At 64.2% G+C, this 26,147-nt stretch carries 24 protein-coding genes; 8 read left to right on the forward strand and 16 right to left on the reverse strand.

Annotated features, from left to right (window positions below; all coding sequences use genetic code 11):
- Nucleotides 1–32 precede the first annotated feature (32 nt).
- From AC56QP_RS17060 to AC56QP_RS17075, 4 genes are read left to right on the forward strand one after another with little or no spacing between them, the layout of a single operon-like run.
- Nucleotides 33–1,535, forward strand: coding sequence for a sugar ABC transporter ATP-binding protein (locus tag AC56QP_RS17060; RefSeq protein ID WP_489858870.1), 1,503 nt, complete (start codon nucleotides 33–35; stop codon nucleotides 1,533–1,535).
- 3 nt (nucleotides 1,536–1,538) lie between these two features.
- A complete protein-coding gene (locus tag AC56QP_RS17065; RefSeq protein ID WP_489858869.1) occupies nucleotides 1,539–2,570 on the forward strand; it encodes an ABC transporter permease in 1,032 nt (343 codons plus the stop codon).
- Nucleotides 2,567–3,535: an ABC transporter permease gene (locus AC56QP_RS17070; protein ID WP_489858868.1), complete on the forward strand. Its 969-nt coding sequence runs from the start codon at nucleotides 2,567–2,569 to the stop codon at nucleotides 3,533–3,535. The genes AC56QP_RS17065 and AC56QP_RS17070 overlap by 4 nt, the downstream gene beginning before the upstream one ends.
- 2 nt (nucleotides 3,536–3,537) lie before the next feature.
- Complete coding sequence (locus AC56QP_RS17075; RefSeq protein ID WP_489858867.1) at nucleotides 3,538–4,419, forward strand: SMP-30/gluconolactonase/LRE family protein; 882 nt, start codon at nucleotides 3,538–3,540, stop codon at nucleotides 4,417–4,419.
- A gap of 161 nt (nucleotides 4,420–4,580) precedes the next feature.
- On the opposite strand, the gene phnN is transcribed toward AC56QP_RS17075, so the two are convergent.
- From phnN to AC56QP_RS17120, 9 genes are all read right to left on the reverse strand, one after another.
- Nucleotides 4,581–5,210, reverse strand: coding sequence for a phosphonate metabolism protein/1,5-bisphosphokinase (PRPP-forming) PhnN (gene phnN / locus AC56QP_RS17080; RefSeq protein ID WP_167365252.1), 630 nt, complete (start codon nucleotides 5,208–5,210; stop codon nucleotides 4,581–4,583).
- Entirely contained in the window at nucleotides 5,207–6,346 is a 1,140-nt protein-coding gene (locus AC56QP_RS17085; RefSeq protein WP_489858866.1) for an alpha-D-ribose 1-methylphosphonate 5-triphosphate diphosphatase, read from the reverse strand. Before AC56QP_RS17085 ends, phnN begins: the two co-directional genes overlap by 4 nt.
- Nucleotides 6,347–6,381: 35 nt before the next feature.
- On the reverse strand, nucleotides 6,382–7,089 hold the full coding sequence (locus AC56QP_RS17090; RefSeq protein WP_489858865.1) for a DUF1045 domain-containing protein: 708 nt from the start codon (nucleotides 7,087–7,089) through the stop codon (nucleotides 6,382–6,384).
- 153 nt (nucleotides 7,090–7,242) lie between these two features.
- Nucleotides 7,243–8,055, reverse strand: coding sequence for a 5-deoxy-glucuronate isomerase (gene iolB, locus AC56QP_RS17095; RefSeq protein WP_489858864.1), 813 nt, complete (start codon nucleotides 8,053–8,055; stop codon nucleotides 7,243–7,245).
- A gap of 5 nt (nucleotides 8,056–8,060) precedes the next feature.
- Nucleotides 8,061–8,279, reverse strand: a complete 219-nt coding sequence (locus AC56QP_RS17100) for a DUF3329 domain-containing protein (RefSeq protein WP_489858863.1) — start codon at nucleotides 8,277–8,279, stop codon at nucleotides 8,061–8,063.
- 42 nt (nucleotides 8,280–8,321) lie between these two features.
- A complete protein-coding gene (gene iolE, locus AC56QP_RS17105) occupies nucleotides 8,322–9,239 on the reverse strand; it encodes a myo-inosose-2 dehydratase (protein WP_256752521.1) in 918 nt (305 codons plus the stop codon).
- Nucleotides 9,240–9,407: 168 nt separating this feature from the next.
- Nucleotides 9,408–11,258, reverse strand: a complete 1,851-nt coding sequence (iolD, locus tag AC56QP_RS17110; RefSeq protein WP_489858862.1) for a 3D-(3,5/4)-trihydroxycyclohexane-1,2-dione acylhydrolase (decyclizing) — start codon at nucleotides 11,256–11,258, stop codon at nucleotides 9,408–9,410.
- Nucleotides 11,259–11,293: 35 nt separating this feature from the next.
- Complete coding sequence (locus tag AC56QP_RS17115; RefSeq protein WP_489858861.1) at nucleotides 11,294–13,228, reverse strand: bifunctional 5-dehydro-2-deoxygluconokinase/5-dehydro-2-deoxyphosphogluconate aldolase; 1,935 nt, start codon at nucleotides 13,226–13,228, stop codon at nucleotides 11,294–11,296.
- Between the two features lie 196 nt (nucleotides 13,229–13,424).
- Nucleotides 13,425–14,270, reverse strand: a complete 846-nt coding sequence (locus tag AC56QP_RS17120) for a MurR/RpiR family transcriptional regulator (protein WP_167365256.1) — start codon at nucleotides 14,268–14,270, stop codon at nucleotides 13,425–13,427.
- A gap of 155 nt (nucleotides 14,271–14,425) precedes the next feature.
- Between AC56QP_RS17120 and AC56QP_RS17125 the strand changes: the two genes are divergently transcribed.
- Entirely contained in the window at nucleotides 14,426–15,535 is a 1,110-nt protein-coding gene (locus AC56QP_RS17125) for a Gfo/Idh/MocA family protein (RefSeq protein WP_489858860.1), read from the forward strand.
- Between the two features lie 222 nt (nucleotides 15,536–15,757).
- Here AC56QP_RS17125 and AC56QP_RS17130 read toward each other — a convergent pair whose 3' ends face one another.
- The 7 genes from AC56QP_RS17130 to AC56QP_RS17160 form a co-directional block, all read right to left on the reverse strand.
- Nucleotides 15,758–16,849: a 3-deoxy-7-phosphoheptulonate synthase gene (locus AC56QP_RS17130; RefSeq protein ID WP_489858859.1), complete on the reverse strand. Its 1,092-nt coding sequence runs from the start codon at nucleotides 16,847–16,849 to the stop codon at nucleotides 15,758–15,760.
- A gap of 197 nt (nucleotides 16,850–17,046) precedes the next feature.
- Entirely contained in the window at nucleotides 17,047–17,841 is a 795-nt protein-coding gene (locus AC56QP_RS17135) for an SDR family oxidoreductase (protein WP_489858858.1), read from the reverse strand.
- A gap of 37 nt (nucleotides 17,842–17,878) precedes the next feature.
- Nucleotides 17,879–18,880, reverse strand: coding sequence for an inositol 2-dehydrogenase (iolG, locus tag AC56QP_RS17140; RefSeq protein WP_489858857.1), 1,002 nt, complete (start codon nucleotides 18,878–18,880; stop codon nucleotides 17,879–17,881).
- A gap of 113 nt (nucleotides 18,881–18,993) precedes the next feature.
- Nucleotides 18,994–19,761, reverse strand: a complete 768-nt coding sequence (locus tag AC56QP_RS17145; protein ID WP_489858856.1) for an ATP-binding cassette domain-containing protein — start codon at nucleotides 19,759–19,761, stop codon at nucleotides 18,994–18,996.
- A 2-nt stretch (nucleotides 19,762–19,763) separates the two neighbouring features.
- Nucleotides 19,764–20,840 carry an ABC transporter permease gene (locus tag AC56QP_RS17150; RefSeq protein ID WP_091584142.1) on the reverse strand — a complete coding sequence of 359 codons (1,077 nt, stop codon included), beginning with the start codon at nucleotides 20,838–20,840 and terminating at the stop codon, nucleotides 19,764–19,766.
- Nucleotides 20,841–20,940: 100 nt separating this feature from the next.
- Nucleotides 20,941–21,882 (reverse strand): sugar ABC transporter substrate-binding protein, encoded by a 942-nt coding sequence (locus tag AC56QP_RS17155; RefSeq protein WP_489858855.1) that lies wholly within the window; start codon nucleotides 21,880–21,882, stop codon nucleotides 20,941–20,943.
- A 377-nt stretch (nucleotides 21,883–22,259) separates the two neighbouring features.
- Nucleotides 22,260–23,291, reverse strand: coding sequence for a LacI family DNA-binding transcriptional regulator (locus tag AC56QP_RS17160; protein ID WP_091584147.1), 1,032 nt, complete (start codon nucleotides 23,289–23,291; stop codon nucleotides 22,260–22,262).
- 169 nt (nucleotides 23,292–23,460) lie between these two features.
- On the opposite strand from AC56QP_RS17160, the gene AC56QP_RS17165 reads away from it, so the two are divergent.
- The 3 genes from AC56QP_RS17165 to AC56QP_RS17175 are packed head-to-tail and all read left to right on the forward strand — an operon-like array spanning nucleotide 23,461 to nucleotide 26,133.
- Nucleotides 23,461–24,552 (forward strand): fatty acid desaturase family protein, encoded by a 1,092-nt coding sequence (locus AC56QP_RS17165; protein WP_489858854.1) that lies wholly within the window; start codon nucleotides 23,461–23,463, stop codon nucleotides 24,550–24,552.
- 31 nt (nucleotides 24,553–24,583) lie between these two features.
- A complete protein-coding gene (locus tag AC56QP_RS17170; RefSeq protein ID WP_091584154.1) occupies nucleotides 24,584–24,898 on the forward strand; it encodes a MocE family 2Fe-2S type ferredoxin in 315 nt (104 codons plus the stop codon).
- Nucleotides 24,895–26,133 (forward strand): NAD(P)/FAD-dependent oxidoreductase, encoded by a 1,239-nt coding sequence (locus AC56QP_RS17175; RefSeq protein WP_489858853.1) that lies wholly within the window; start codon nucleotides 24,895–24,897, stop codon nucleotides 26,131–26,133. The genes AC56QP_RS17170 and AC56QP_RS17175 overlap by 4 nt, the downstream gene beginning before the upstream one ends.
- Nucleotides 26,134–26,147 lie beyond the last annotated feature (14 nt).

Genomic DNA, 26,147 nt, shown 5'->3' on the forward strand with positions numbered 1-26,147 from the left:
AGGATGTCGGGAGAGCTTTTCGAGAGCAGCCCATGGACCTCGTCACCGTCAAAGGCCTGTCCAAACGCTATGGTGGCATCGTCGCGCTGAGCGAGGCGACATTCAGCGCCCGCGCCGGCGAAGTGCACGCGCTGCTCGGCGAGAATGGCGCGGGCAAGAGCACCTTCATCCAGATCCTGTCTGGCGCCGTGCGGCATGATGGCGGCTCGATCCTGGTCGACGGCCAGGACTATCGCCCGGCCAATCCGGATGCTGCCCAGGCGCGCGGCATCGCCGCCGTCTTCCAGGAGCTGTCGCTGATCCCCGATCTCAGCGTCGAGCAGAACATCTGGTTCCGCCACGAACCAAGAACGCTTCTGCGCACCGTCAATCGCGCCGAGATGCGCCGCAAGACGTTGGCTCTGCTCGACAAATACGACTTCCCGGCGCTGCGTCCCGATCAGGAATTGCGGCGGCTGACACTGGCCGAGCGGCAGATCGTCGAGATCGCCAAGGGCCTGGCCAAGGACCCGCGCATCCTGATCCTCGACGAGGCGACCTCGGCGCTGCCCGCGCGGGAGGCTGAGTGGCTGCTCAAGCTCACCAGGCAACTGGCCGCCGAGGGCAGGCTGGTCATCTTCATCTCGCACCGCATGGCCGAGGTGCGCGCCATCGCCGACCGGCTGACCATTTTCCGCAATGGCAGCACCATTGCCGTACACGAAGCCAACGCCGTTTCCGACAACGAGATCGTCACCCAGATGATCGGCCGGCACCTCGACCGGCTCTATCCCGAGCGCGTTGCCACCGCGACCGATCGCATCGCGCTGAGCGTCAAGGGGTTCTCGAGCGGCAGCCGGCTCTCCGGCGTCGACTTTGCGCTGCGCGAGGGCGAGGTGCTCGGCGTCGGCGGTCTGCAGGGCCACGGCCAGCGCGAACTGTTCCAGGCGCTGTTCGGCGCCAGCAAGGCCAGCGGCACCATCGAACTCTGGGGCAAGCCGGTTTCGATCGGCAATCCGCGCCAGGCCCTGACCGGCAAAGACGGTATCGCATTGGTGCCGGAGGATCGGCGCGGGCAGGGTCTGCTTCTGACCAAGAGCGTGCGCGAGAACCTGACACTGTCGGTCATCAAGCGCTTCACGGAAAACGGCTTGCTGAGCCGGCAAAAGGAGGCGGCCCTGGTCAAGGAAATGGTCGACTTCCTGCGCATCAAGGCCGGCACGCCGGAACAGCTTGCCGGCACGTTGTCCGGCGGCAACCAGCAGAAGGTGATCTTCGGCAAGATGCTGCTCACGCAAGCGCGGGTGCTGCTGCTCTACGATCCGACGCGCGGCGTCGATGTCGGCACCAAGGGGGAGATCTTCCAGTTGATGCGCGACCTCGCGGCCAAGGGCTATGCAATCCTGTTCCATTCGAGCGACATGCCGGAGCTCGTCCATGTCGCCGACCGCGTGCTGGTGATGCGCAACGGCCGCGTGGCAGCGACGCTCGAAGGCGATCGCATTTCGGAGGCGGGCATTTTGCGCGCCGCAATGCTTGAAAGCGAGGCGGCCTGAGGCATGGTGATGGCGATCGCGGAGCAACCTGTGGAAATGGCGCAAAGGCCCGCCGAAATGAAATCCGCCAAGCCGGGCGTCGACTGGCGCGGCCGCGTGCTCGACCGCGCGCCGTTCCTCGTCGCGTGCCTGATGCTGGCCTTGATCGTCGCCATCTATGGCAGCCTGCAGTCCGGCGTCTTTTCCCTGGATGAGCTGAACCTCGACACGGCGGCGGCGCTGACGCTGATGCTGGCGGCGACCGGCCAGACCATCGTGCTCGTGCGCGGCGGCATTGATCTGTCGATCGGCGGCATGATCAGCCTCGGCACGGTGATCGCGGCAACGCGCTTCACCGACGACGCCTCGACCACCGCACTTTGGGCGTTGGCCATCCTCGCGCTCGGCTTCCTGATCGGCGCGCTCAATGGTCTGCTGATCTCGCTGCTCAAGCTGCAGCCCTTCCTGGTGACGCTCGCCACATGGTCGATCCTCAACGGCGTCGCCATGATCATCCTGCCGACCGATGGCGGCAGTGTGCCAGGCTGGTGGGTCAGCTTCGGCTACGCGCAACTGTTCGGCCTGACCAGTCCGGTGTGGATGCTGCTGGCACTGCTGCTGTTCTGGTGGTGGTTCCGCGCCACCCGCGTCGGCATCACCATCCAGGCGACCGGCTCCAACGAAAAGTCGGCCTTCCTGTCGGGCGTATCGATCACCCGAGTCAACGTCATCACCTATGGCCTCTCCGGCCTGTTCGCGGCGGGGGCGGCACTGTTTCTGACGACGCAGACCGGCGCCGGCTCGCCAACCATCGGCAAGGACTACATCCTGCCTTCGGTGGCGGCGGCGGTCATCGGCGGCGTCAGCCTGTTCGGCGGCCGTGGCCATCTCGCCGGCACGCTGATCGGCGCCTTCGTGCTCACCCTGATCGGCAATCTGGTCTTCGTCCTGCATGTGTCAAGCTACTGGCAGCCGGTCGCCTCGGGCGTCATCCTGCTACTCTCGGTGCTGGCCAGTTCCGTCGCCGAGAAAGCCGCAAGGGGCCGTGTCCAATGAACGCCTTCCTCGCCCGCAACCGGCTCATCGTGCTTGCCTATACCGGCATGATCGTGTTGCTCCTGGTCACGGCGCTGTTCTCGCCGGGCTTCCTGTCGGTCTCCAACATGCGCTCGACCGTCGTGCTGGCCGCCTTTGTCGGCATCGTCGCGCTCGGCCAGACCTTCGTCATCATCGGCGGCGGCATCGACCTGTCGGTGCCCTGGGTGCTCAATTCGGCGGCGATTGTCATGGCGCTGCTGTGCGGCGGCCAGGACCTGCCGCTGGTCTGGGTCATGCCGTTGCTGCTCGCCGGCGGCGCCTTAGTCGGGCTGATCAACGGCGTCGGCGTCGCCCAGTTCGGCGTGCCGCCAATCATCATGACGCTGGCCACCAACGTCATCCTGCAAGGCCTGATCCTGGTGCTGACCGGCGGTTCGCCGACGCCCTCGGCGCCGGCCTTGATCCAATACCTTTCGGTAGGTCGCATCGGCGCCTTCCCGGTGATCGCACTGATCTGGCTTGCGCTGACGCTGGTGGCGACGCTGCTGCTCTCCAAGGCGGCGTTCGGCCGCCATCTCTATGCGCTCGGTACCAGCGCCACGGTCGCCGAATTCTCCGGCGTGCCGACGGCGCGCACCACCATCCTGACCTATGTGATTTCCGGCCTCACCGCCGCCTTCGCCGGCATGCTGCTCACAGGCTATTCCGGCCAGGCCTATCTCGGCATGGGCGACGCCTATCTGTTCACCTCGATCGCGGCGGTCGCCATCGGCGGGGCCTCGATCCTCGGCGGCAGCGGCCACTATCTCGGCACCGTCGCCGGCGCCATGGTGCTCACCATTCTCACCGGCCTGCTGCCGGCGCTGAACCTGTCGAGCGGAGCGCTGCTCATCGTCTATGGCGCGGTGATCCTGCTCACCGTGTCGATCGGCAGCGAGACCTTTGCCGGGCTTGGCGGCAAGATGCGCAGAAAAGAGGGCTGACCATGGTCGAAATCACCTGTGTCGTCGATGCCAGGGCCGAGCTCGGCGAAGGCACGCTCTGGGACCCGAAGGCCGGCGTGCTGTGGTGGATCGACATCTGGAAGAAGCTGATCCATCGCTACGATCCATCGACCGGCAAGGACGATGTGTTCGAGACGCCGGAATATCTCGGCTGCCTTGGCCTGCGCGAGAAGGGTGGCCTGGTGCTGACCATGACCAACGGCTTCCATTTCTTCGACCCGGCAACCGGCAGGTTCGAGGCGATCGCCGACCCGGAAGCGCATATGCCGAAAACCCGCTTCAACGACGGCAAGCCGGACCGCCAGGGCCGTTTCTGGTCGGGCTCGATGTTCGAGGTGCCGGGCCAGCCGATCGAGTTCATCGGCGCGCTCTACCGGCTCGATCCAGACCTTTCGGTCCACAAGATGATCGACGGCATCGGCTGCTCCAACGGGCTGGCCTGGAGCCCGGATTCAAAGACCATGTATTTCTCCGACAGCCATGCCGGCGCGGTGTGGGCCTATGATTTCGATGCCGCCACCGGCGATATCGAGAACCGACGCACCTTCATCGACATGACGGTGACCGGCGGCGTCGCAGACGGCGCCACCGTCGATGCGGAAGGCTGCTACTGGGTGACCATCCCGGTGACCGGCAAGGTCTGTCGCTACGATCCGGACGGTGAGCTGATGCAGACCGTGCTGCTGCCGACCGACCTGCCGACCTGCTGCGAATTCGGCGGCAAGGACCTCGACATCCTCTATGTCACCTCGGCCGTGCTCCGGCGTCCGGCCAGTCACTTCGTCCGCCAGAAGCATCCAGGCGGGCTGTTCGCGCTCGACGTCGGCGTCAAGGGCCTGACGCTGCCAGCGTTCAAAGGCTAGCGGCCGCTACTCTACGCAGCCGACCAGCGGCGTCTCGACCTTGCGCATCATTCCGGCAGCGAAACGACGGCCGAGATGGCCGGCATTCCGTGGATTCCTTGAAGTCGCGGTGGGCGTCGCGTGGAGCGAAGCCAAGACCCCGCTGCGTGAGCTTGTGCGACCTAGATCAGACCCGACATGTTGGAAAAGGCCATCGCCTTACGCAGCAGCTCGGCGAAGCGCTCGCCAGCCGTTTCGCGCGGACCGCTGTTGTCGATCGAGGTGACGCCTGGCCCGGACAAGGTCACATTGGCGCTGCGCGCCAGCCGCGCCAGCACTTCGCCGCGTGACTCGCGGCCGCGCATCGCCAACCGCTCGGCCAGCACTTCCGGCGAGGCGGTGATCTCGACGATCGCCAGATTGGCATAACGCTCTCGCAACACCGGAATGATCGCGCGCGACACGTTGGCGACGGCAACATGGCCATTGGCGACCGACCAGTCGACGTCGGCCGGGATGCCATAGCGCAAGCCATGCGCTTCCCAGGAGACGGCAAAGGCGCCATCGGCTTCGGCTTCGACGAAGGCGGCCTCGGCCAGCGTGTCGTGATCCTCGCTTGCGGCATCGCTCGGCCTGGTGATGACGCGGCGGACGAACTCCAGCCGGGTCTCCTCGGCGAAGCGGGCACGGGCGTAGCCGATCACCGTGTCCTTGCCGGCGCCGCTCGGGCCCACAACGGCGACGAAGACGCCGTCACGGATCGGAAACGTTTCGGCGGACAGTTCACGCTCGATCAACGCCGACACCATCATGCAACCCGGCGCCCCTGCCGCCAGACCGTGCGCACCACCGGAACATGGTCGTCGACGCGTACGCGCACGAGGTCGGCGCGCCGGCCCTGTTCGATAACGCCGCGGTCGGTCAGGCCAACGGCTTCGGCAGGATTCTTCGACACCATGGCGACCGCCTGCGGCAAGGTAATGCCCTCGACGACATCGCCAAGGAAGAAGGCGGACTGGATCAGGCTGAAGGGAATGTAGTCGGACGACAAGATGTCGAGCAGTCCGTCGCCGGCCAGCCTGCGGGCAGAGACGTTGCCCGAATGCGAGGCGCCGCGCATGACGTTGGGCGCGCCCATCAGCACGCCGAGGCCGGCCTCTTTCGAGGCCCTTGCGGCTTCTTCCGTGGTGGGAAACTCGGCGACGCGCACACCTTGCTCGATCGCTTCGTCGACATGGCCGATGGTGGCGTCGTCATGGCTTGCGAGGACGATGCCGCGCTCACGGCAGGCGGCGGCGATCACCGCCCGGTTCGGCGCCGAATTCCGCGCCGATTCCGCCATCCGCTTTTCGCAGAACATTTTGAAATCGCGGTCGGACAGCTTCAGCTTGCGCTGGTAGTAGTAGGCATAGGTTTCGAGATTGACGAACTGGCGTTGGCCGGGCGCGTGGTCCATCAGCGATGCCAGCTTGACCCGCTCGTCGCCGTCGAAATTGGCGAATGCCTTGAGGCAATCCGGTGCCGAAACCTCGCAGCGCAGATGGATGAAATGGTCGGCGCGCAGCCGATCCTGCTGCACACTGTCCTCGATCGCGTCGGCCAGCTTGCGGATGTCGGCCAACGTCAGGTCGGCGTCTTCGTCCATGCCGACGCGCAAGGCATCGAGCACAGTGGTGATGCCGGCGGTCGCTACCTGTGCGTCATGCGCGAGCACGGCGGCGATCGGGTTCCAGCGCACCTTTGGCCGCGGCGCGTAATGGCCTTCGAGATGGTCGGTGTGAAGTTCGACCAGGCCCGGAATGACGTAGTCGCCGCCCATGTCCTCGCCGGTGCGGCCGGTGCCGGCATCGATGCCGGCGATAAAGCCGTCACGCAGCACGAGAGAACCCTCGACGATCTCGTCGGCAAGCACGATGCGGGCATTGTGGAGAACAGTCTCGGCGGTCATTTCAGGCAGTCCTTGGTTGATCATGCAGGGCTTGTTCAGGCGGTTCTTCTGGCCTGACGGCGCCCGAGCGCGTGATGGGAGAGCACCATGAACGGCGCCCCCGGTTCGGTTTCGACAAACAGCGTCAGCGCATCGACCAGGACCGGCTGTTGCAGAACCTCCGCGAACAGGCTGTCGATGGCTAGGCGAAGACGAGGGCTTTCCTGTGACGCCGCCCGGCCGGACAGCGTCATGTGGAAGCGAAAGGTTTCGAAGACATAGGGATAGCCCCATTGGCAGAGATTGCGGAATTCGCCCGGCTTCAGCGAATCGGGGCTGCGCCGTTCGATCTCGGCTTCGGTCAGCGGCGCGCGAAAACGGTCGAAGTCGCGCACCACGTCGTCGGCGAAGCGGTTGAGCGCCGGCAGCGGCGCTTCCGGCACCAGCGCGAAGAAGCCGTCGATCTGACTGACGACAAGGCGCGGGATTGTCACCACCGGCGTCGCTTCGGCAAAAGCGTCGAGCGCGGCGCGCAGCGAGGCTTCCGTCTCGTTGGCGGCCAGGCGGAAGGGCGCTTTCAGCGTCGCGTGAAAACCGTAGCGGCGCGCCGAAGCGGTATGGAAGGCGACTTCGGCCGCCGACAGGTCAGCCACCGCCTCAACTGGTCTTGTCGCGGCGCCGAACGGGTCGCGGCCCAGCCAGTTGGCGGCAATGCGCGCCAGCTTCTCGTCCTGCCGGGGGGTGAAATAGATCGCGTAGCGCATAGGAAGTCCTCGTCAGCTCCGCTGCCATAGGTGATTTCCATGACGGATTGACGAAGCCTTGCTGGCTTTCAGGTAACAAAACGGTGCGGCCGGGTCATTAGCCGACGATTTTTTCGTGCTGGACCAGTCATCAGGTCCTGAAGCAATGGCCGATCAGGCCTTCATCAACCATTCGTGCTCGGGCGCGTTGTGGAATTTCCAAGTCCGCTTCGGCCCGGCCATGACGTTGAGATAGTAAAGGTCGTACCCATGGCAGGCGGCGCAGGGATGATAACCCTTGGGCACCAGCACCACATCGCCGTCCTCGATCGCCATCGCTTCGTCCAGAGCGCGATGGCCAGCCTTGTCGGCGTCGGTATAGACGCGCTGGAAGGCAAAGCCCTGCGGCGGGTTGAGGCGGTGATAATAGGTTTCCTCGAGATAGGACTCATCCGGCAGATTGTCCTGGTCGTGCTTGTGCGGTGGGTAGCTCGATGTGTGGCCGCCGGGTGTGATGACCTCGACCACCAGCAGCGAGTCGGCCGGCTTGCCCTCCGGCAGGATGTTGGTGACGTAGCGCGTGTTGGTGCCCTTGCCGCGCACCTCCTGGCCGAGATCGTCCGGTGCGATGACGCGAACCGGCAGGCCGCCGCCCAATCCTGGCGCCGAGCACACGGCGAGTTCCAGTTCGGTGTCGGCGGTCACTGACCAGTTGGATCCCTCGGGCACATAGACCGACCAAGGCTTGCCCTCGAAGGGCGACATGCGTTGGCCAAGCGGGCCGAGATCCTTGCCGCCGGCTTTTGCATTGCCCTTGCCGGTGACGAACACCAGGCATACTTCGCGATCATCCGTTGATCCGGAAGCCGTCTCGCCGGGTTTCAGCCGATGCAGGTCGAAACCGACATAGCTCCAACCGGCGCTTTCCGGCGTCACATGGGCGACACGGCCATGGCCCTTGTCGGCCTTCACCAGCAGCTTCGACATCCGGGTTACTCCTTCGGTTCGGGCTCGGCCGTCGTCTTGCTCTCGTCCGCCGGCTTGTACAGATAAAAAAACTGCCAGACGCCGTAGCCGGCGAAGCCGAGCGCAATGACGCCCCAGAACGGCGTGCCGGTGGCGAACTCGATGATTGACCAGATGACGCAGACAGCGACGACGGCCACGCGCCGCCACAGCGGGCGGAAGAATGGGTGTTCGGAATCTTTCATCGGGCCAATCTACAGCAACCTGCTCCGCAGGGAACCATCGCATCAGGCATTGGGGAAACCCTGCGTTTCAACCGTATAGCCGGCAGCCGTCATCACTCGCATCAGCTCCTTGTAGCCGACCTGCGCCATTTTGAGCGGCGGGTTCTTCTTCGGGTCCTGCTCGGCCTCGACCACGAACCAGCCCTCGTAGCCATGGTCGGCGAACCGTTGCACGATGGCGCCGAAATCCAGCGAGCCGTCGCCCGGCACCGTGAAGGCGCCGAGCGCCACGGCATCGAGGAAGGACTGCTTTGTGCGGTCGAGCTTTTCGATCACGCCCATGCGCACGTCCTTCACATGCACATGGTTGATGCGCTTGTGGTGGTTGTCGATGGCACGCAGAACGTCGCCGCCGGCAAAGGCCAGATGTCCCGCATCGAGCAGCAGCGGGATGCCGGCTCCGGAATAGCGCATGAAGGCGTCGAGCTCCGGCTCGGTCTCGACCACTGCCGCCATGTGATGGTGATAGGACAGCGGCATGCCTTGCTCGGCGCACCATTCGCCAAACTCGGTGAGGCGCTTCGCATAGGCCTTCATCTCGTCGTCCGACAGTTTCGGCTTGGTGGCAAGCGGCTTCGAGCGGTCGCCCTGGATCGAGCGGCCGACCTCGCCATAGACGATGCAAGGCGCATTCACCGCCCGGAACAGGTCGATCATTGGCTGGATGCGGTCCTTGTTCCTGGCCATGTCCTCATCGACCAGCGTGCCCGAGAACCAGCCGCCGCACAGCGTCACGTCGGCTGCCTTCAGGATCGGCAGCATGACATCGGGGTCATTGGGGAAACGCCGGCCCATTTCCATGCCGGTGAAACCGGCCGAACGCGACTGGCGCAGGCACTCCTCCAGCGATACGTCATCGCTGAGTTCCGCAAGATCGTCGTTCCACCACGCGATGGGGGACATGCCCAGTCTGGCTTTCAAGTCGTCACTCCATTTTAGAACAGTTCATCTTTTCGTCGGCGCGGCCCCTCATCCGCCTGCCGGCACCTTCTCCCCGTAAGGACGGGGAGAAGGGACAAGCGTCAACGTTCGCGACCCCTCTCCCCGTCCTTCACGGGGAGAGGGTAAGGGTGAGGGGCCGCGCCGAGGTCAATCACCAACGCTCTGCATCTGCCGTTTCTCGTCATACGCCTTGCGCGCCGCGTTCACCTGGCTGCGTGCCGAGACCTCGGGCACCGCCACGTCCCACCAATGGCCACCGGCCTCGGTGGAAACCAGCGGGTCGGTGTCGATGACCAGCACGGTGGTGCGGTCGTTCTTCTTGGCCTTTTGCAGTGCGTTTTCGAGCCCCGCTATCGACGGCACTTTCTCGGCGATCGCCCCCATGCTCGCTGCGTGCGCGGCGAAATCGATGTCGGGCAGAACTTCATGCCGCGTGTCCTTCAAGAGATTGTTGAAGTTGGCGCCGCCGGTCGCCATCTGCAGTCGGTTGATGCAGCCATAACCCCTGTTGTCGAGCAGCACGATGGTCAGCTTCAAACCGAGCATCACCGACGTGGCGATCTCGGAATTCAGCATCAGATAGGAGCCGTCGCCGATCATGACGACGACCTCCTCGTCGGGCTTCGCCATCTTGGTGCCGAGCCCCCCGGCGATTTCGTAGCCCATGGTCGAGAAACCGTATTCGGCATGGTAGGAGCCGGGCGCGCCGGCCTGCCACAATTTGTGCAGTTCGCCCGGCAGGCCGCCCGCGGCATTCAGCAGGATCACGCCGGAGCCCATGGCGCGTTGCACGGCGCCGATCACCTGCGCGTCGGACGGGTAGGCGGCATTGGTCGACGCCGTCACCTTGGCGGCATCGGCCTGCCAGGCCTTCTTGCCGGTGGCCGCATTGTCGGTCCAGGGGGAAGGCGCCTTCCAGCCTTTCAGCGCAGCACCCAGTTCGGCGAGCCCTTCGGCCGCGTCGGCGACCAGCGGTAGCGCCCGGTGCTTGCCGGCGTCGAAGGGCTGCACGTTCAAGCCGATGATGGTCTTGCCGGAATTCTTGAACAGCGCCCACGAACCGGTGGTGAAATCCTGCAGGCGCGTGCCGATTGCCAGCACGACGTCGGCGCCCTCCGCCAGCCGGTTGGCGGCCGAGGTGCCGGTGACGCCGACCGCCGCCATGTTGAGCGGATGATCGTCCGGCAACGAGGATTTGCCGCCTTGCGTCTCGCAGACCGGAATGCCGGCGGTCTCGGCGAACTTCGCCAGTTCGTCCGAGGCCTGCGAATAGAGCACACCGCCGCCGGCGATGATCAGCGGCTTCTTCGCGCCCTTGAGTGCCGCGACAGCGGCGGCGAGTTCGTGGCGGTCCGGCCGCGGCCGGCGTTGGTGCCAGAGCCGCTCGGCAAAGAAGCTCTCGGGATAGTCATAGGCCTCGGCCTGCACGTCCTGGCACAGCGACAGCGTCACCGGGCCGCAATCGGCCGGATCGGTCAGCACAGACAAGGCACGGTTGAGTGCGGGAATGATCTGCTCCGGCCGCGTGATGCGGTCGAAATAGCGCGAAACCGGACGGAAGCAGTCGTTGACCGTCGCCGTGCCGTCGGAGAAATCCTCCGCCTGCTGCAGGACCGGGTCCGGGATGCGGTTGGCGAAGACATCGCCGGGGAGAAACAGCACCGGCAGCCGGTTGACATGGGCGAGTGCCGCCGCGGTCACCATGTTGAGCGCGCCCGGACCGATCGAAGAGGTCGCCGCCATGAAGCGGCGGCGGAAATTGGCCTTGCCGTAAGCAATCGCCGCATGCGCCATCGCCTGTTCGTTGTGGGCGCGGAAGGTCGGCAGTTCGTCTCGCACCTGGTAAAGCGCCTCGCCGATGCCGGCGACATTGCCATGGCCGAAGATCGCCCAGACACCGCCGAAGATCGGCACTTTCCTGCCGTCGATCTCGGTCATCTGCTTGCTGAGAAAGCGGGTCAGCGCCTGCGCCATCGTCAGGCGGATTGTCTTGCTCATGGTGTTCTCCTCCGCAGTCCTTATGCCGCGTCTTCTTATGCTGCCTTGCGGCCGCGCGCGGCAAGCCACGCTTCGGTCAGCTGTTCGAAGCGCGACGCCATGTCGGCCACTGCCTCGTCATCCGACATCTTGCCGGCGAGCCATTGTTCAGCCGCGTGGACGAAGATCGTCCGGCCGACCGCGAACCCCTTGACGATGGGCGCCTTGGCGGTGGCGGCGAAGGCGGCTTCCAGCTCGTCCTGCGGTGCTTCCAGCCCAAGCAGCACGACGCCGCGGCACCAGGGATCGTGTTTCAGGATCACCGCTTCGATCTTAGCCCAGGCGCCTGCCGACGCCTGCGGCTCGAGCTTCCACCAGTCGGGCTTGATGCCGAGCGCATAGAGTTCCTCCAGCGCGCGCGGGATGGTCGTGTCGTCGAGCCTGCCGTGCTTGCCGGCGATGATCTCGATGAGAAGTTCCCTGCCCACTTTCCGCGCCGCCTCGAACAGCGAGCGCAGCTTCTGCTGCTGCTCTTCCTTCAGCGTCGCCGGATCGTCGGGATGATAGAAGCACAGGCACTTGATGCAGTGATCGACAGGCCATTCGACCAACTGCGAGCCGATGTCCTGCGAGAATTCGAAGCGCAACGGCCGCGATCCCGGCAGCTCCACCGGCCGGCCAAGCCAGCTGAAGGGATGATGCGCGAATTCGAACATCGCCTTGCGGCCATGTTTCTCGTCGATCAGCATGCCGTAGCCGTCGCGGCCGGCGGCGACCTTTGCCGCTGCCTTGACGGCCAGCACCTTGAAATCGCGGATTCGCGCCGGATCGGCGCCGGCTTTCGCCGCCACGTCCTCCAACTGCACGCGGTGATCGCAGGCGAGCGCCATCAGCGAGGGAATGTCGCGCCGGCGCGTCGTTGCCCAATGGATGTGGTTGATCGCCTCGTCCTTGCGCAAGGCTAGATGCTTGCTGCCGTTCTTGAGGAAGAACTGCAGTTCCTCGAAGGTCGGATACTCCGGAGCGCAGAGCAGCCGCGACACGGCGAAGGCGCCGCAGGCATTGGCCCAGGTCGCCGCCGTCGCATGGTCTTCGCCACCCAGCCAGCCGCGCAGGAAGCCGGACATGAAGGCGTCGCCGGCGCCAAGCACATTGTAGATCTCGATCGGGAAACCCTTGCCGACGACACCGTCCTCGAGATCGTCGCTGATCGGGCCGTCATAGACGATGCAGCCCATGGCGCCGCGCTTGAGGACGATGGTCGCCGAGGACAGCGAGCGGATCGTCTTCAGCGCGCTCAGGCAGTCGTCGGCGCCCGACGCGATCATGATCTCTTCCTCGGTGCCGACGATGAGGTCGCAATCGGGCAGCACCGTCTTCAGCTGGGCCGAGACGCGGTCCGACTTGACATAGCGCTCGAACCCTTCGGCATGGCCGGCCAGCCCCCACAGATTGGGCCGATAGTCGATGTCGAACACCACCTTGCCGCCCTTGGCCTTGATGATGCGGATCGCCTTGCGCTGGGCGGCGTCGCTGTTGGGGCGGGAGAAATGCGTGCCGGTGACGACGATCGAGCGGGCCGAGGCAATGAAGGCTTCGTCGATATCTTCCGGCGCCAGCGCCATGTCGGCGCAGTCGCTGCGGTAGAAGATCATCGGCGAGACACCTTCATCCTCGACCGACAGCAGCACCAGCGCGGTCAGCCGCTCCTTGTCGGTCTTCAGCCCGTCGACATTGACCCCTTCACGCGTCAGCTGCTCGCGGATGAAGCGACCCATCTGCTCGTCGCCGACGCGGGTGAGCAGTGCCGAGCGCAGGCCGAGCCTGGCCGTGCCGACCGAAATGTTGGCTGGGCAGCCGCCGACAGACTTGGCGAAGGAGGTAATGTCCTCGAGCCGCGAGCCGATCTGCTGGCCGTAGAGGTCGACGGAAGCACGGCCGATGGTGATGACGTCGAGCGGCGTATGTTTCGCTTCCACGGCTTCGCTCATTGGAACCTCCCGTCGGCCTTGTTGTCTTGGGGTACACGCGCGAGCGGCAGCGTGGCGCCGGGAATATGAAATAATAATTCCAATCCATAGTCAATATGGAATGAGCATTCCCCGGCTTAAAATTGCCTGACCATGATCCCGGAAAGTGGCTGCCGGTTTTCGGAAAAGACCATGGTCAAACAAGAAAAGGGCCTGTTCAGGCCTTGCGCTTGCGACCCGAGTCGCGCCGTTTCTCGCCGACGCCAACAGTCAGCGCCATGGCCAGCGCCATCGTCGCCGACAGCGAGCGGAAGCCGGCGAAATCCGCCTCGGCCACCTCGAACCAGACCCTGGCGAACTGGGCGAGTGGCGAAAAAGAGCTGTCGGTGATGGCGACGATCGGCACGCCCCGCTCGGAAATGGCCCGCGCTTCCTCGATGGTCGCGGGCGCATAGGGCGAGAAGGAGATGGCGATGACGGCGTCCGCCGGCGTAGCGAAGGCGATCATCTCGGCATTGAGACCAGCAGCCGATTCGATCAGCTGGTTGCGGATCTTCAACTTGCCCAGCGCATAGGCGATGTAGGTCGCCACCGGATAGGAGCGGCGCTTGGCCAGCACATAGATGGTCTCGGCCTTAGCCAGGAGGGAGATCGCGTCTTCCAGATGCGTCTCGTCCAGCGTGCGCGAAATGTCGTTGAGCGACGTGCTGGCGGCGGCGACGAAGCCGTCGAAGATCGCGCGGTGGCCGGCGCCGCCTTCGGCCTTGGCGCGCAAGGCCAGCAACCGTTCGTCATAGGACGAGTTGCGCTCGCGCAGCCGCTCGCGAAACACCTGCTGCAGGCTGGTAAAGCCGTCGAAGCCAAGCTGCTGGGCAAAGCGGATCAAGGTCGACGGCTGCACGCCGGCCGAGGCGGCAATGCTGGCGGCGGTGCCGAAAGCGATGTCGTCGGGATTGTCGAGCGCATAGGCGGCGATCTGGGCGATGCGTTTCGGCAGGCTTTCACGCCTGTCCAGGATGGTGGCGCGCAGCGTCTCGAAGTCGCGAGGTACCCGTTCGTCCATCGTCGCCCTGTCCAAGCTCATCTGTGGATGCCCTCTCTGCCTCATCATAGCGAGCCTGCGCAAGAACGCCATAAAAAATGAGGCAGACATTCCATTCCTGGGGAAAATGGACTAATTCATCCATCGAACGCTTCAGGCAGTGGAGAAAACGGAAAATGGTCGGCGTGGGTCTCATAGGCACGGGTTTCATGGGCAAGTGCCATGCCATCGCTTGGAGTGCCGTCGGCGCCGTCTTTCCCGACGTGGCCAAGCCACGGCTGGTCCATCTCGGCGAGGTGAATGAGGAACTCGCCAGGCGCAAGGCGGGCGAGTTCGGCTTTGCCAAGGCGTCCGGCGATTGGCGCGCCGTCGTCAACGACCCGGAAGTCGACGTCATTTCCTTGACCACGCCCAACCAGTTCCATCCGGAAATGGCCATCGCCGTCCTCGAAGCCGGCAAGCATCTGTGGTGCGAAAAGCCGATGGCGCCAAGCTTCGCCGAAGCCGAGGCCATGGCGGCGGCGGCGAAAAAATCCGGCAAGGTCGCGGCCCTCGGCTACAACTACATCCAGAGCCCGGCCATCCGTCACATCGGCGCGCTGCTCGACGAGAAGATCATCGGCGAGGTCAACCATCTGCGCATCGAGATGGATGAGGATTTCATGGCCGATCCGGAGGCGCTGTTCTTCTGGAAGCACGAGGCCACCTCCGGCTATGGCGCGCTCGACGATTTCGCCGTGCATCCGCTGTCGCTGGTCTCGGCGCTGTTCGGTCGCGTCGCCAGCGTCATCTGCGACATGGCCAAGCCCTATGCCGACCGCAAGCTCGCCGCCGGCGGGCGCCGCGCGGTCGAGACCTATGATATCGCGAGCGTCTTGATGCATCTGGAAAACGGCATTGCCGGCACGCTGCTGGTCAACCGCTCCGCCTGGGGCCGCAAGGGGCGCATCGCCATCCAGATCTTCGGCTCGAAGGGATCGATCCTGTTCGACCAGGAGCGGATGAACGAGTTCCAGCTCTATCTCACCGCCGATCGCCCGACCGAGCAGGGCTACCGCACCATCCTTGTGGCGCCGCACCACAAGCCGTATGAGGCCTTCCTGCCGGCACCTGGCCATGGCCTCGGCTTCAACGATCTCAAGATCATCGAGTGTCATGAATTGCTGACGCGCCTTGCCGGCAAGCCGGCGCGGCTGATCGAGTTCGCCGAAGGGCTCGAGATCGAGCGTTCGGTGCACGCGATGGCACGCTCCTTCGAGGAAAAGCGCTGGGTGGATGTAAGGTAAGGGCCGCCGTTGGCTTCCCCTTCTCCCCTTGTGGGAGAAGGTGGCCGAGCGAAGCTCGGTCGGATGAGGGGTGCTGGACAGATCGCTACTTGGAAGTCTTAAGCATTTAAAATCATTATATATTTTAACGCAGCGTTTCTTCCAGCACCCCTCATCCGTCTCGGCGCTGCGCGCCGATCCACCTTCTCCCACAAGGGGAGAAGGTGTGGCGATGTGCCTTTCTCAGGCGGCTCCCTGACGGCTGTCCATCATGGCGCGGCGCGCCGAGCGGCGCCACTCGACGGCGCCGGCAAGGCCGTGCAGCACGGTCTCGGTGGTCGCCCAGTCGATGCAGCCGTCGGTGATGCTCTGGCCATAGACGAGCGGCTTGCCGGGCACGACGTCCTGCCGGCCGGCAACGAGATTGCTCTCGATCATGAGGCCGATGATGCGCTCGTCGCCCGCCGCGACCTGGCCCGCGACATCGGCCGCCACCTTCGGCTGGTTCTCGGGCTTCTTGCTTGAGTTGGCATGGCTGACATCGATCATCAGCCTGGGTGCTACGCCGATGCGGCCGAGTTCCACGCTGGCGGCCTCGACGCTCGCCGCATCATAGTTGGGCTGAACGCCGCCGCGCAGGATGACGTGACAGTCCTCATTGCCGGTGGTCGTCGCGATGCCGCTGCGCCCGCCCTTGGTCACCGCCATGAAGTGATGCGGCTGGGCGGCGGATTTCACCGCCTCGGCCGCGATCCGCAGATTGCCGTCGGTGCCGTTCTTGAAGCCGACCGGGCAGGACAGGCCGGATGCGAGTTCGCGGTGGATCTGGCTCTCGGTCGTGCGCGCGCCGATCGCGCCCCAGGCGACGAGGTCGGCAATGTATTGCGGGGTGGTCATGTCGAGGAATTCGGTCGCCGCCGGCAGGCCGAGATTGTTGACGGCGGAGAGCACGTTGCGCGCCATCCTGAGCCCCTTGTCGATGTTGAAGCTGCCGTCCAGATCGGGATCGTTGATCAGGCCTTTCCAGCCGACCGTCGTGCGCGGCTTCTCGAAATAGACGCGCATCACGATCTCCAGCCGATCCGACAGGCTTTCGCGCAGCGCCGCCAGACGGCTGGCATAGTCCACGGCGGCGACCGGATCGTGGATCGAACAAGGCCCGACGACGACGAGCAGCCGATCGTCGGTACCGTTCAAAATAGCGTGGATCGCGTTGCGTGACGCGGTCACGGTGCGCGTCGCCGTCAGCGTGCGCGGGATCTCCCGCATCACCTGGTCCGGCGTACTCAATTCCCTGATTTCCTTGACCCTGAGGTCATCTGTGGTGGTCAACACGGCTTTCTGCTCCTGTTAGGAGACCTGCCGGCTGAAACAAAAAAGCCGCCAGGTCTGGCGGCTTGTCGGATCTTGATGCTGCGATCTTCAGATCGAGCGCAATCCTCCCGCCGCCAGCGAGCTCCTAAAGTACCAATACGTGGCGGTCAGGTTGATCATGCGGCTCATATAGTCGAAGCTGAAGCGTTTGTCACCTGCTACTCGCCGACCACTCCGGCAATGTTCTGGTCGTAGTCGACCAGCGACCCGGTCATGACGCCGGCCTGCGGGCTGATCATGTAAGTGATCAGCCGGGCGAGCTGCGCCGGCTTCACCAACTGGCCCATCGGTTGCGCGGCCTCGGCCTTTTCCAGCCAGTCGTCGGTCGCGCCGTGCCATTTCTTCTGCACGATGTCCTCGCCCTCTGTGTCCATCCAGCCGGGCAGCACGGCGTTGCAGCGGATGCGATTGCGCCGGTAGGCACTGGCGACATTCTTGGTCAGCGTCATCAGCGCACCCTTGCTCGACGAATAGGGTGCGAGGAACGACTGGCCGGCATGCGCCGACATCGACAGCACGTTGACGATCGAACCCGGCGCCTTGCGCTCCAACAGATGCGTTACAAGCCCTTGCATGAGGAAGAAGGGGCCGCGCACATTGGTGTTGAAGATCTGGTCGAAGACGTCCTCGGAGGTTTCGACCAGCGAGCCGCGCGCCGACGTGGCGGCGGCATTGACCAGCGCGTTGACGGTGCCGAAATGCGAGATCGCGGTTGCGACGGCGCGCTTGCAATCGGCCACCTTGGCGACGTCGGCGCTGATGAAGATCGCGTCGACGCCTGACTTCTTGAGGCTTGCGACGGCCTTGTCGCCCTTCTCCTGCGAGCGCCCCACAAGCGCCAGCGCCCGGCAGCCCTCGTCGGCCAGGGCCTCGGCGACGGCGAAGCCGATGCCTTGCGCGCCGCCGGTGACGATGGCGCGCGTCTCTGAATTGCGACCGGCTGAACCGTTCATCGCTCTGCTCCTGTGCCTTGGGTTCGGATACCGGTTCTTACTTTGCCGTGTCGAGGCGGACGGTCTTGCCCGATGTGGCTGATTTCAGCGCCGCGTCAGCCAGTTTCAGCGCCACGAGCCCGTCGGCGCCGCTTGGCGCCGCCTTCTTGCCCGAGGTCGCCGCGGTGATGAAGGCGGCGATCTCATTGGCATAGGCGTCGAGATAGCGGGTCATGAAGAAGTCGTGCAGCGGCGGGCGCGTATAGCCCTTCTCGTTGGCCAGTTCGATCGACACCGGGCGCTGGTTCTCGGCCGCGACCATGCCCTTCGAACCATGCACCTCGATGCGCTGGTCGTAGCCATAGGTGGCGCGGCGCGAGTTGGAGATGATGGCCTGCTTGCCGGAAGCGGTTTCCAGGATGACGCTGACGCTGTCGAAATCCCCGGCCGCGCCAATCTTCTTGTCGACCAGCACCGAGGCATGCGCGCTGACCGCCACCGGCTCCTCGCCGAGCAGGAAGCGCGCCATGTCGAAATCATGGATGGTCATGTCGCGAAAAATGCCGCCCGAGCGCTTGATGTAGTCGATCGGCGGCGCGCCCGGATCGCGCGAGGTGATGGTGACCATCTCGACGGTGCCGATGGCGCCGTCGTCGATCGCCTTGCGCACGGCGGCGAAGTGCGGATCGAAGCGGCGGTTGAAGCCGACCATCAGCGTCGCCTTGGTCTTCTCGACCACGGCCAGGCACTTCTCGACGCGCTTGACGTTGAGGTCGATCGGCTTCTCGCAGAAGATCGCTTTGCCGGCCTTGGCGAAACGCTCGATCAAATCGGCATGGGTGTCGGTCGGCGTGCAGATGACGACGGCGTCGATGTCCTCGGATTTTTCGATGGCGTCGATCGTGCGCACTTCGGCGCCATAGGCCGTTGCCAGTTCCTTTGCCGCCTTCTCGAACGCATCGGCAACGGCAACCAGTTTGGCCTGCGGGTTGGAGCCGACGGCGCGGGCGTGGACCTTGCCGATGCGGCCGGCACCGAGGAGGGCGAAGCGGAGAGTCATGGAATGTCCTTTGAGGATGGTTCGAAACTGTCGGCGCCGGTCATGGGCGCGGGTGATTTTCTGGTCAAGACGACATCGACAGGGAGGCGATGACCACCGCCTCCGCGCCCGGCCTAGGCCGCGAGTTCCGCCTCTCCGGTCTTGGCGCCGGTGATGTAGGAGACGATGTCCTGCCCGTCGGTGTCCTGCTTGCGCAGATTGGCGACGATGCGGCCGCGGCGGAAGACGACGATGCGGTCGCAAAGGTCGAACACCTGGCGCATGTTGTGGCTGATCAGGATCAGCGGTTCGCCATTGTCTTTCAGCGTGCGGATGATGTTTTCGACCTGCGCCGTTTCCTGCACGCCGAGTGCCGCCGTCGGCTCGTCCATGATGATCAGCTTGGAGGCGAAGGTCGCGGTCCTGGCGATCGCCACGCACTGGCGCTGGCCGCCCGACATGTGGCGGATGGTGTTGGACAGATTAGGGATCTTCACCGCCGTGCGGATCAGTGCCGCCTCGGTCGCCTTGCGCATGTACTTGCGGTCGAGGATCGAGAACGGGCCGAGATTGAACAGCACCTTTTCCCGGCCAAGGAACAGGTTTGACGGCACGTCGAGATCGTCGGCCAGCGCCAGGTTCTGGAACACGGTCTCGATGCCCGCCGTGCGCGCCTCGATAGGGCCAGTAAAATTCACTTCCTTGCCGTCGAACCAGATCTGGCCGCTGGTGCGCTGCTCGACCGCGGTGATCTGGCGCACGAAGGTCGACTTGCCGGCGCCATTGTCGCCCATGATGGCGACATGTTCGCCTTTGCGCAGCTCGAAGTTCGCGTCCTCCAGCGCATGCACGCCGCCATAGCGCTTGGTCAGGTTTTCGGTCTTCAGGACGATGTCTGACATGGTCAAGCCCTCAATGCCCGCAGGCGTTGGCGCCACTGGTCGAGGACGACCGCACCGACGATGATCACGCCCTTGACCATCTCCTGGTAGTAGGCGTCGAGGCGCAGGAAGGTGAAGCCGGAGATGATGACGCCGAAGATCAGCGAACCGATCACCGTGCCGATGATCGAGCCGCGGCCGCCCGACAGCGAAACGCCGCCGATCACCGCCATGGCGATGGCGTCGAGTTCGTACATCACGCCCATGCCGGACTGGGCGGTAAGATTCTTGGAGCTCAGCACCACGGCGGCGAGCGCGGCAAGCACGCCGGCGATGACGTAGACGAGGATCTTGTGGTTGGCGATCTTGATGCCGGACATGCGCGCGGCGTCCTCGTTGGAGCCGATCGCATAACAGTGCTTGCCATACCTGGTGTAGGTCATGATCAGCTGGAACAGCACCGCCAGCGACAGGAAGATGATGACGGGCATCAGGCCCTTGCCGATCGCGGCGAAACTGTCGGTGGGAAATGAGATCGGCTGCCCCTTGGACCACCATTTGGCGATGCCGCGCGCGGTGACCATCATGCCGAGCGTGGCGATGAATGGCGGGATGCGCGTGTAGGCGATCAACGAGCCGTTGACCAGGCCGGCGAGCAGCCCGCAACCGATCGCCACCAGCACCGGCACGATGACAGGCAGGTCGGTCCAGCCTTGCGCCAGGAACATCGCCTTGGGGTTGGGGTTGCCGTTTACCGTCGCCACCTGGGCGAAACTCATGGCGATCATCGCGGTCGCGCCGACGATGGAGCCCGAGGACAGGTCGATGCCGCCGCAAATGATCACTTGCGTCACGCCGATGGCAATGATGCCGACGATCGACACTTGCAGGATGATGATCTGCAGGCGCGCTTCGTTGAAGATCCCTGAGACGTCGCTGCGGGTGTTGAACAGGAAGCTGTCACCGAGAAAGATCCGGCCGATCAGTTCGAAGACGACGATGAGGATGACAAGCGCCAGGAAAACGTTGAACTCGGCCGGCCAAGCGCGCTTCTTCGCATCGTAGCTGAGTCCTCCGACGCCGTGAGATGTCTGTGCCAAATCTTCTATCCTCCGTCAGCCGTGGTCGCCCCTCCTTGCCTTGCAGGCGTCGAGGGAAGAAGAGCGGCGCTGTGAGAGCGCCGCTCCGTATGCCCGCTGCTCAGTTCTTCTTCAGGAACTTGTCGATGTTCGCAGGGGTCACCAGCTGGAAGGGGACGTAGACCTTGTGCTCGACCTTCTCGCCCTCGGCCAGCTTGAGCGCTGCATCGAGAGCACCCGCGCCCTGGCCGGCCGCGTCCTGGAACACGGTTGCGTCGAGGTCGCCGGCCTGCATGGCGGCAAGCGCGTCCTGGGTGGCATCGACACCGCCGACGACGACCGACTTCATGTCGACGTTGGCGGCCTTCATCGCCTGGATGGCGCCGATGGCGCTTTCGTCATTGTTGGCGATCACGCCATCGAACGGCTTGCCGGTCGACAGCCAGTTGGTCATCAGGTTCTGGGCTTCGTCGCGGTTCCAGTTCGACGTCTGCTTGTCGATGATCTTGATGAAGCTGCAATCCGGCGTGGCGATCACTTCTTCGATGTCCTTGGTGCGCTGCACGGCGGCCTGGTTCGACAGCTCGCCCATGATCACATAGACGTTGGCTTCCTTCTTGCCGGCTTCCTTGAACAGGCGGCAGACTTCCTTGGTCTCGAGCGTGCCGGAATCGGCCTCGTTCGAGGCAACGAATGCCTGGTTGTCCGGCAGCGTGTCCACGTTGACCGGCTCGCGATTGACGTAGACCAGCGGAATCTTGGCGGCGGCCGCGGCATCGGACATCGCCTGCGTGGCCGAGGTGTCGACCGGATTGACGATGATCGCGTCGACCCCCGAAGCAGCGAAGTTCTTGATCTGGTCAAGCTGCTTGGCAACGTCGTTCTGCGCGTCCTCGACCTGCAGCTCGACGCCGCTCATGCCCTTGGCCTGCGCGATCATCCCATTGCGCAGCACGGTCAGGAAGTTGTCGTCGAACTTGGCCATCGACACGCCGATCTTGGCGGCCATGGCGGATGAACTCATCAGCGCCGCGAAAGCGACGCCCAAAAGCAGTTTCTTCATTGTATCTCTCCTCCACTCTTGGTGTCCGGCTGCACCGATCTATCCGGAATCCCCGATCTCCCGGGGAATCTCTCCCGATTGCCATTTCCGTCCCGGGTGACGCCTTCCAAATTCGCTGGAACGTCGAACCCTCTGTTTGAAACAGATGTTACCGGAACGAAAGAACCAAAATATACTGCTGGTGAAATATTTATTCCATTTTACGCCAAGGCGTCAAGGGCGATTCCAAAACCGGAAGCGCGATTTTCGGATCACGGGCGCTTGCCGCCAAGCCGGACACCGACGATCGGCCGATGTTCCCGCGACGTCGCTTCGCTGCTGCTCCGTTTGAAAGACGAAGCGGCAGGCGTCTCAGCCAATCTCGAAGATCGAGACCCCTAGATATTCTCGGGCAGATAGATGTCGAACGGCAGGAAGGTCTGGCCCGGCGCATTCGCGGCGCCCGTCTCGATGGCATGTGCCATGAGGTCGACCAGTTCCCGGCAAAGCGCTGCAAGTGGCGTGGAGATCACCATGGTCAGGATGTTATCGGCCAGGGCGGAACGCGATACCGCTGTGATCTCGTTGCAGATGACCGCGGGCATCTCGGCCGGCCTTGCCTGCCTGAGCGCCGCGACCGCGCCCTCCATGCCGCCGCCGGCGACATAGAGGCCGGCGAGGTCGGGGTGGCGGCCCAGAAGCTCGATGATGGTGTCATGCGTGATCTGGTTGGCTTCCAGGTTGACCAGCGTTTCAAGCAAGGTGAATTCCGGTGCCTGCTCGCGAAAGAAGGAACGAAAGCCGATCTCGCGCAGTTCATGGCCGTGGAAGCGGTGGCTGCCGACGAACAGGGCGACCTTGCCCGGCCGCCTGGCGGCCTTCGAGATCATCCATGCCGCGGTGCGGCCGACCTTGCGGTTGTCGAGGCCGACATAGCCCTCGCGAATGCCGGCGGCAAAGTCGGACAGCAGGGAAAACACCGGCAGTCCTTTCGCCTTCATCTCCTCGACCGCGACGGTCAAGGTGGGGTGATCCGGTCCGACCAGGGCGACGGCCCTGCATTTGGCCGCCAGCTTGCGCGCGCGCTCGACGATTTCGTCCGGCGCCAGCGAGTCCGCGAAATCGATTGTGGCGACTCCGCGAAAGCGCTGCGATCGCGACACGGCGAGTTCAAGCTCGCGTGCAAACTCGCTGTAGAAGACATAATTGCCCCTGAGCAGCAGGAAGCCGAGCCGATACTCGGGCAACTCATGACGCATGCGCTGCTTGATCAGGCCAGCGGCGTGGTAGCCGATCTCGGTCGCCGCCTCGTAGACGCGCCGCGCCGTTTCCTCGCGCACCGGCAGGCGGCTGTTGAGCACGCGGTCCACCGTGGCGACACTGACGCCGGAGATGCGCGCCAGATCGGTGATGGTCGGCCGTTTCGCCATGCTTGCCTCACGGAATTGTTCGACAGCCTTCCTACATCATTCTGATAGGAAATGATAGAAACTATCTTTGTGATGTTGAGTCTATCATGCGTCGGCGCTATTTTCATGTCTGAAGCTAATGGAGGATAGGCATTCGTCTTGGCGGGTGCCTTTGCCATGGGAGGCAACCATGTCCACGACGCCGTCCCGGCGTGACTACAGCCTGATTGGCCGCGACGCCCAGCTCGCCGTCGAGACAGGCCTGTCGGCGGCCGAATGGTATCACACGGAGATTCCGCGCAAGCAGATGAAGGAGCTGATGCAGCGCTCCGACGGGCCGGCGATCCGCGATACGCTGATCTGGCTCGCCGCGCTGGTCATCAGTGGCGCCGGCGGCGCCTGGTTCTGGGGCACATGGTGGTGCGTGCCGTTCTTCTTCGTCTACGGCGTCCTCTATGGCTCTTCCACCGATTCACGCTGGCACGAATGCGGCCACGGCACGGCGTTCCGGACGCAGTGGATGAATGATGCGGTCTACCAGATCGCCTGCTTCATGATCATGCGCAATCCGGTGACCTGGCGCTGGAGCCACACGCGCCATCACACCGACACCATCATCGTCGGCCGTGACCCGGAAATATCCGTCATGCGGCCGCCGGACCTGGCTCGCGCCGTCCTCGGCTTCGTCGGCGTGCTCGACGCCTGGCATGCGATGAGCGACATGCTGCGCAATGCCGCCGGCAACATCAGTGCGGCGGAAAAGACCTTCATTCCCGAGCAGGAGCAGCCAAAGGCGATCCGCATTGCCCGCATCTGGACGGCGATCTATGCCGCGACGATCGCGCTGGCGCTCTACACCGGCTCGTTCCTGCCCTTGATGCTGGTCGGCCTGCCCAGGCTCTATGGCGCCTGGCACCACGTCATGGTCGGTCTGCTGCAGCACGGCGGGCTGGCCGACAACGTCACCGATCACCGGCTCAACAGCCGCACCGTCTATATGAACCCGATCAGCCGTTTCATCTACTGGAACATGAACTACCATATCGAGCATCACATGTTTCCCATGGTGCCCTATCATGCGCTGCCGAAGCTGCATGAGCTGATCAAGCACGACCTGCCGGCGCCGACACCGTCGATCCTGGCCGGTTATCGCGAGATGATTCCTGCCTTCCTGCGCCAGCTGCGCAACGAGGACTACTTCCTCAAGCGCGAACTGCCGCCTACCGCCACGCCATACCGCGAGGAATTCCACGACGATGCCGTCGCCGCCGCGGCGGAATGATCTGGCTATCCGATTTCCAGGAGGGGACTGAATGAGCGACTGGGTTGCGGCCTGCGCCGCCGGCGATATCGACGAAGAGGATGTGATGCGCTTCGATCATGGTGGCCGCACTTTCGCCATCTATCGCAGCCCGGACGACGAATACTTTGCCACCGACGGCCTTTGCACGCATGAAAAGGTGCATCTCGCCGACGGGCTGGTGATGGACGACATCATCGAATGCCCCAAGCACAATGGCCGCTTCAACTACAAGACGGGTGACGCCCGCGGCGCGCCGGTCTGCGTCAACCTCAGGACCTATCCGGTCAAGGTCGACGCTGGCAAAGTCCTCGTTCAGATCGGATGATGGCGATGGCGCGCGGAATGGTCATCATTGGGGCCGGCGAATGCGGTGGCCGGGCAGCATTGGCGTTGCGCGATCTCGGTTATGAGGGACCGGTGACGCTGGTCGGTGATGAACCGCATCTGCCCTATGAACGCCCGCCACTGTCCAAGGACGCGATGGTCAGCGACGCGCCTGAAATCAGGGCGATCGCCAGCGACGAGGTGCTGGCCGAGAAATCGATCCGGCATATCCATTCCGTCCAGGCCGTGGCGATCGATCGCGAGGCGCATAAAGTGCGCCTGTCGGACGGCTCAGTCCTGCCTTACGACAAGCTCTTGCTGGCCACCGGTTCGACGCCGCGCAAACTGCCGCTGCCGGGCCTTGGCGCGCGCTGCGTCTATCTCCGCACCTTCGCCGATGCACTGGCCATTCGTGCCCATCTCAGCGCTGGCAACCGTATCGCCATCGTCGGCGGCGGCTTCATCGGTCTCGAACTTGCCGCCGCTGCCCGCAAGCTCGGCGCCGCGGTCACCGTCATCGAGGCGCAGCCGCGCATCCTGATGCGCGGCGTGCCAGCCGAGATCGCTGAAATCATCCATGATGCGCATGTCGCCGAGGGTGTTGACATCCTGTGCGACGATGGCATTGCTTCCATCGCCGACGATGGCAACGAGGTGCGCGTGACGCTTGCCGGTGGACGAGAGATCGTCGCCGATCTCGCCATCATCGGCATCGGCGCCGTGCCGGTGACCGGGCTTGCGGCCGAAGCCGGCCTGGCGATCGACAACGGCATCGCTGTCGACGCACAGCTGCGTAGTAGCGATCCCGATATCTTTGCCGCCGGCGATTGCTGCTCGTTCCCGCTCGCCGTCTATGGCGGCCGCCGGGTGCGGCTGGAAGCCTGGCGCAACGCCCAGGAGCAGGGCGCGCTGGCGGCCAGAAACATGCTTGATTCCGGCGAGGCGCATGCGGCGGTGCCGTGGTTCTGGTCGGATCAGTATGGCCTGAGCCTGCAGATATCAGGACTTTCCGACGAAGGGCGTGGCATCGTGCGCCGCGATCTCGGCGACGGGGCCTTCATCCTCTTCCACCTCGCCGAGGACGGCAGGCTGGTGGCCGCCAGCGGCATCGGTCCCGGCAACGCGGTCGCCCGCGACATCAGGCTGGCCGAAATGCTGATCGCCAAGCGGGCGAAGCCGGCGCCGGAAGCGCTCGGTTCGCAGGCCATCAAGCTGAAGTCGTTGCTGGCGGCCTGAGCCCATACGGGAGC

The organism is Mesorhizobium sp. RCAM 05104, assembly GCF_059683645.1.

Excerpts from the sequence above, each read along its gene's own strand:
- AC56QP_RS17060 (WP_489858870.1), top strand. The coding sequence starts at position 33 with ATGGACCTCGTCACCGTCAAAGGCCTGTCCAAACGCTATGGTGGCATC.
- AC56QP_RS17160 (WP_091584147.1), bottom strand. The coding sequence starts at position 23,291 with ATGGCGAAACGGCCGACCATCACCGATCTGGCGCGCATCTCCGGCGTC.
- AC56QP_RS17155 (WP_489858855.1), bottom strand. The coding sequence starts at position 21,882 with ATGAAGAAACTGCTTTTGGGCGTCGCTTTCGCGGCGCTGATGAGTTCA.
- AC56QP_RS17100 (WP_489858863.1), bottom strand. The coding sequence starts at position 8,279 with ATGAAAGATTCCGAACACCCATTCTTCCGCCCGCTGTGGCGGCGCGTG.
- AC56QP_RS17145 (WP_489858856.1), bottom strand. The coding sequence starts at position 19,761 with ATGTCAGACATCGTCCTGAAGACCGAAAACCTGACCAAGCGCTATGGC.
- AC56QP_RS17085 (WP_489858866.1), bottom strand. The coding sequence starts at position 6,346 with ATGACCGCCGAGACTGTTCTCCACAATGCCCGCATCGTGCTTGCCGAC.
- AC56QP_RS17125 (WP_489858860.1), top strand. The coding sequence starts at position 14,426 with ATGGTCGGCGTGGGTCTCATAGGCACGGGTTTCATGGGCAAGTGCCAT.
- AC56QP_RS17170 (WP_091584154.1), top strand. The coding sequence starts at position 24,584 with ATGAGCGACTGGGTTGCGGCCTGCGCCGCCGGCGATATCGACGAAGAG.
- AC56QP_RS17070 (WP_489858868.1), top strand. The coding sequence starts at position 2,567 with ATGAACGCCTTCCTCGCCCGCAACCGGCTCATCGTGCTTGCCTATACC.
- AC56QP_RS17120 (WP_167365256.1), bottom strand. The coding sequence starts at position 14,270 with ATGGACGAACGGGTACCTCGCGACTTCGAGACGCTGCGCGCCACCATC.
- AC56QP_RS17065 (WP_489858869.1), top strand. The coding sequence starts at position 1,539 with ATGGTGATGGCGATCGCGGAGCAACCTGTGGAAATGGCGCAAAGGCCC.
- AC56QP_RS17175 (WP_489858853.1), top strand. The coding sequence starts at position 24,895 with ATGATGGCGATGGCGCGCGGAATGGTCATCATTGGGGCCGGCGAATGC.
- iolG (WP_489858857.1), bottom strand. The coding sequence starts at position 18,880 with ATGACTCTCCGCTTCGCCCTCCTCGGTGCCGGCCGCATCGGCAAGGTC.
- AC56QP_RS17165 (WP_489858854.1), top strand. The coding sequence starts at position 23,461 with ATGTCCACGACGCCGTCCCGGCGTGACTACAGCCTGATTGGCCGCGAC.
- AC56QP_RS17075 (WP_489858867.1), top strand. The coding sequence starts at position 3,538 with ATGGTCGAAATCACCTGTGTCGTCGATGCCAGGGCCGAGCTCGGCGAA.
- AC56QP_RS17115 (WP_489858861.1), bottom strand. The coding sequence starts at position 13,228 with ATGAGCGAAGCCGTGGAAGCGAAACATACGCCGCTCGACGTCATCACC.
- AC56QP_RS17135 (WP_489858858.1), bottom strand. The coding sequence starts at position 17,841 with ATGAACGGTTCAGCCGGTCGCAATTCAGAGACGCGCGCCATCGTCACC.
- iolD (WP_489858862.1), bottom strand. The coding sequence starts at position 11,258 with ATGAGCAAGACAATCCGCCTGACGATGGCGCAGGCGCTGACCCGCTTT.
- phnN (WP_167365252.1), bottom strand. The coding sequence starts at position 5,210 with ATGATGGTGTCGGCGTTGATCGAGCGTGAACTGTCCGCCGAAACGTTT.
- AC56QP_RS17090 (WP_489858865.1), bottom strand. The coding sequence starts at position 7,089 with ATGCGCTACGCGATCTATTTCACCCCCCGGCAGGACGAGAAGCTGGCG.
- iolB (WP_489858864.1), bottom strand. The coding sequence starts at position 8,055 with ATGTCGAAGCTGCTGGTGAAGGCCGACAAGGGCCATGGCCGTGTCGCC.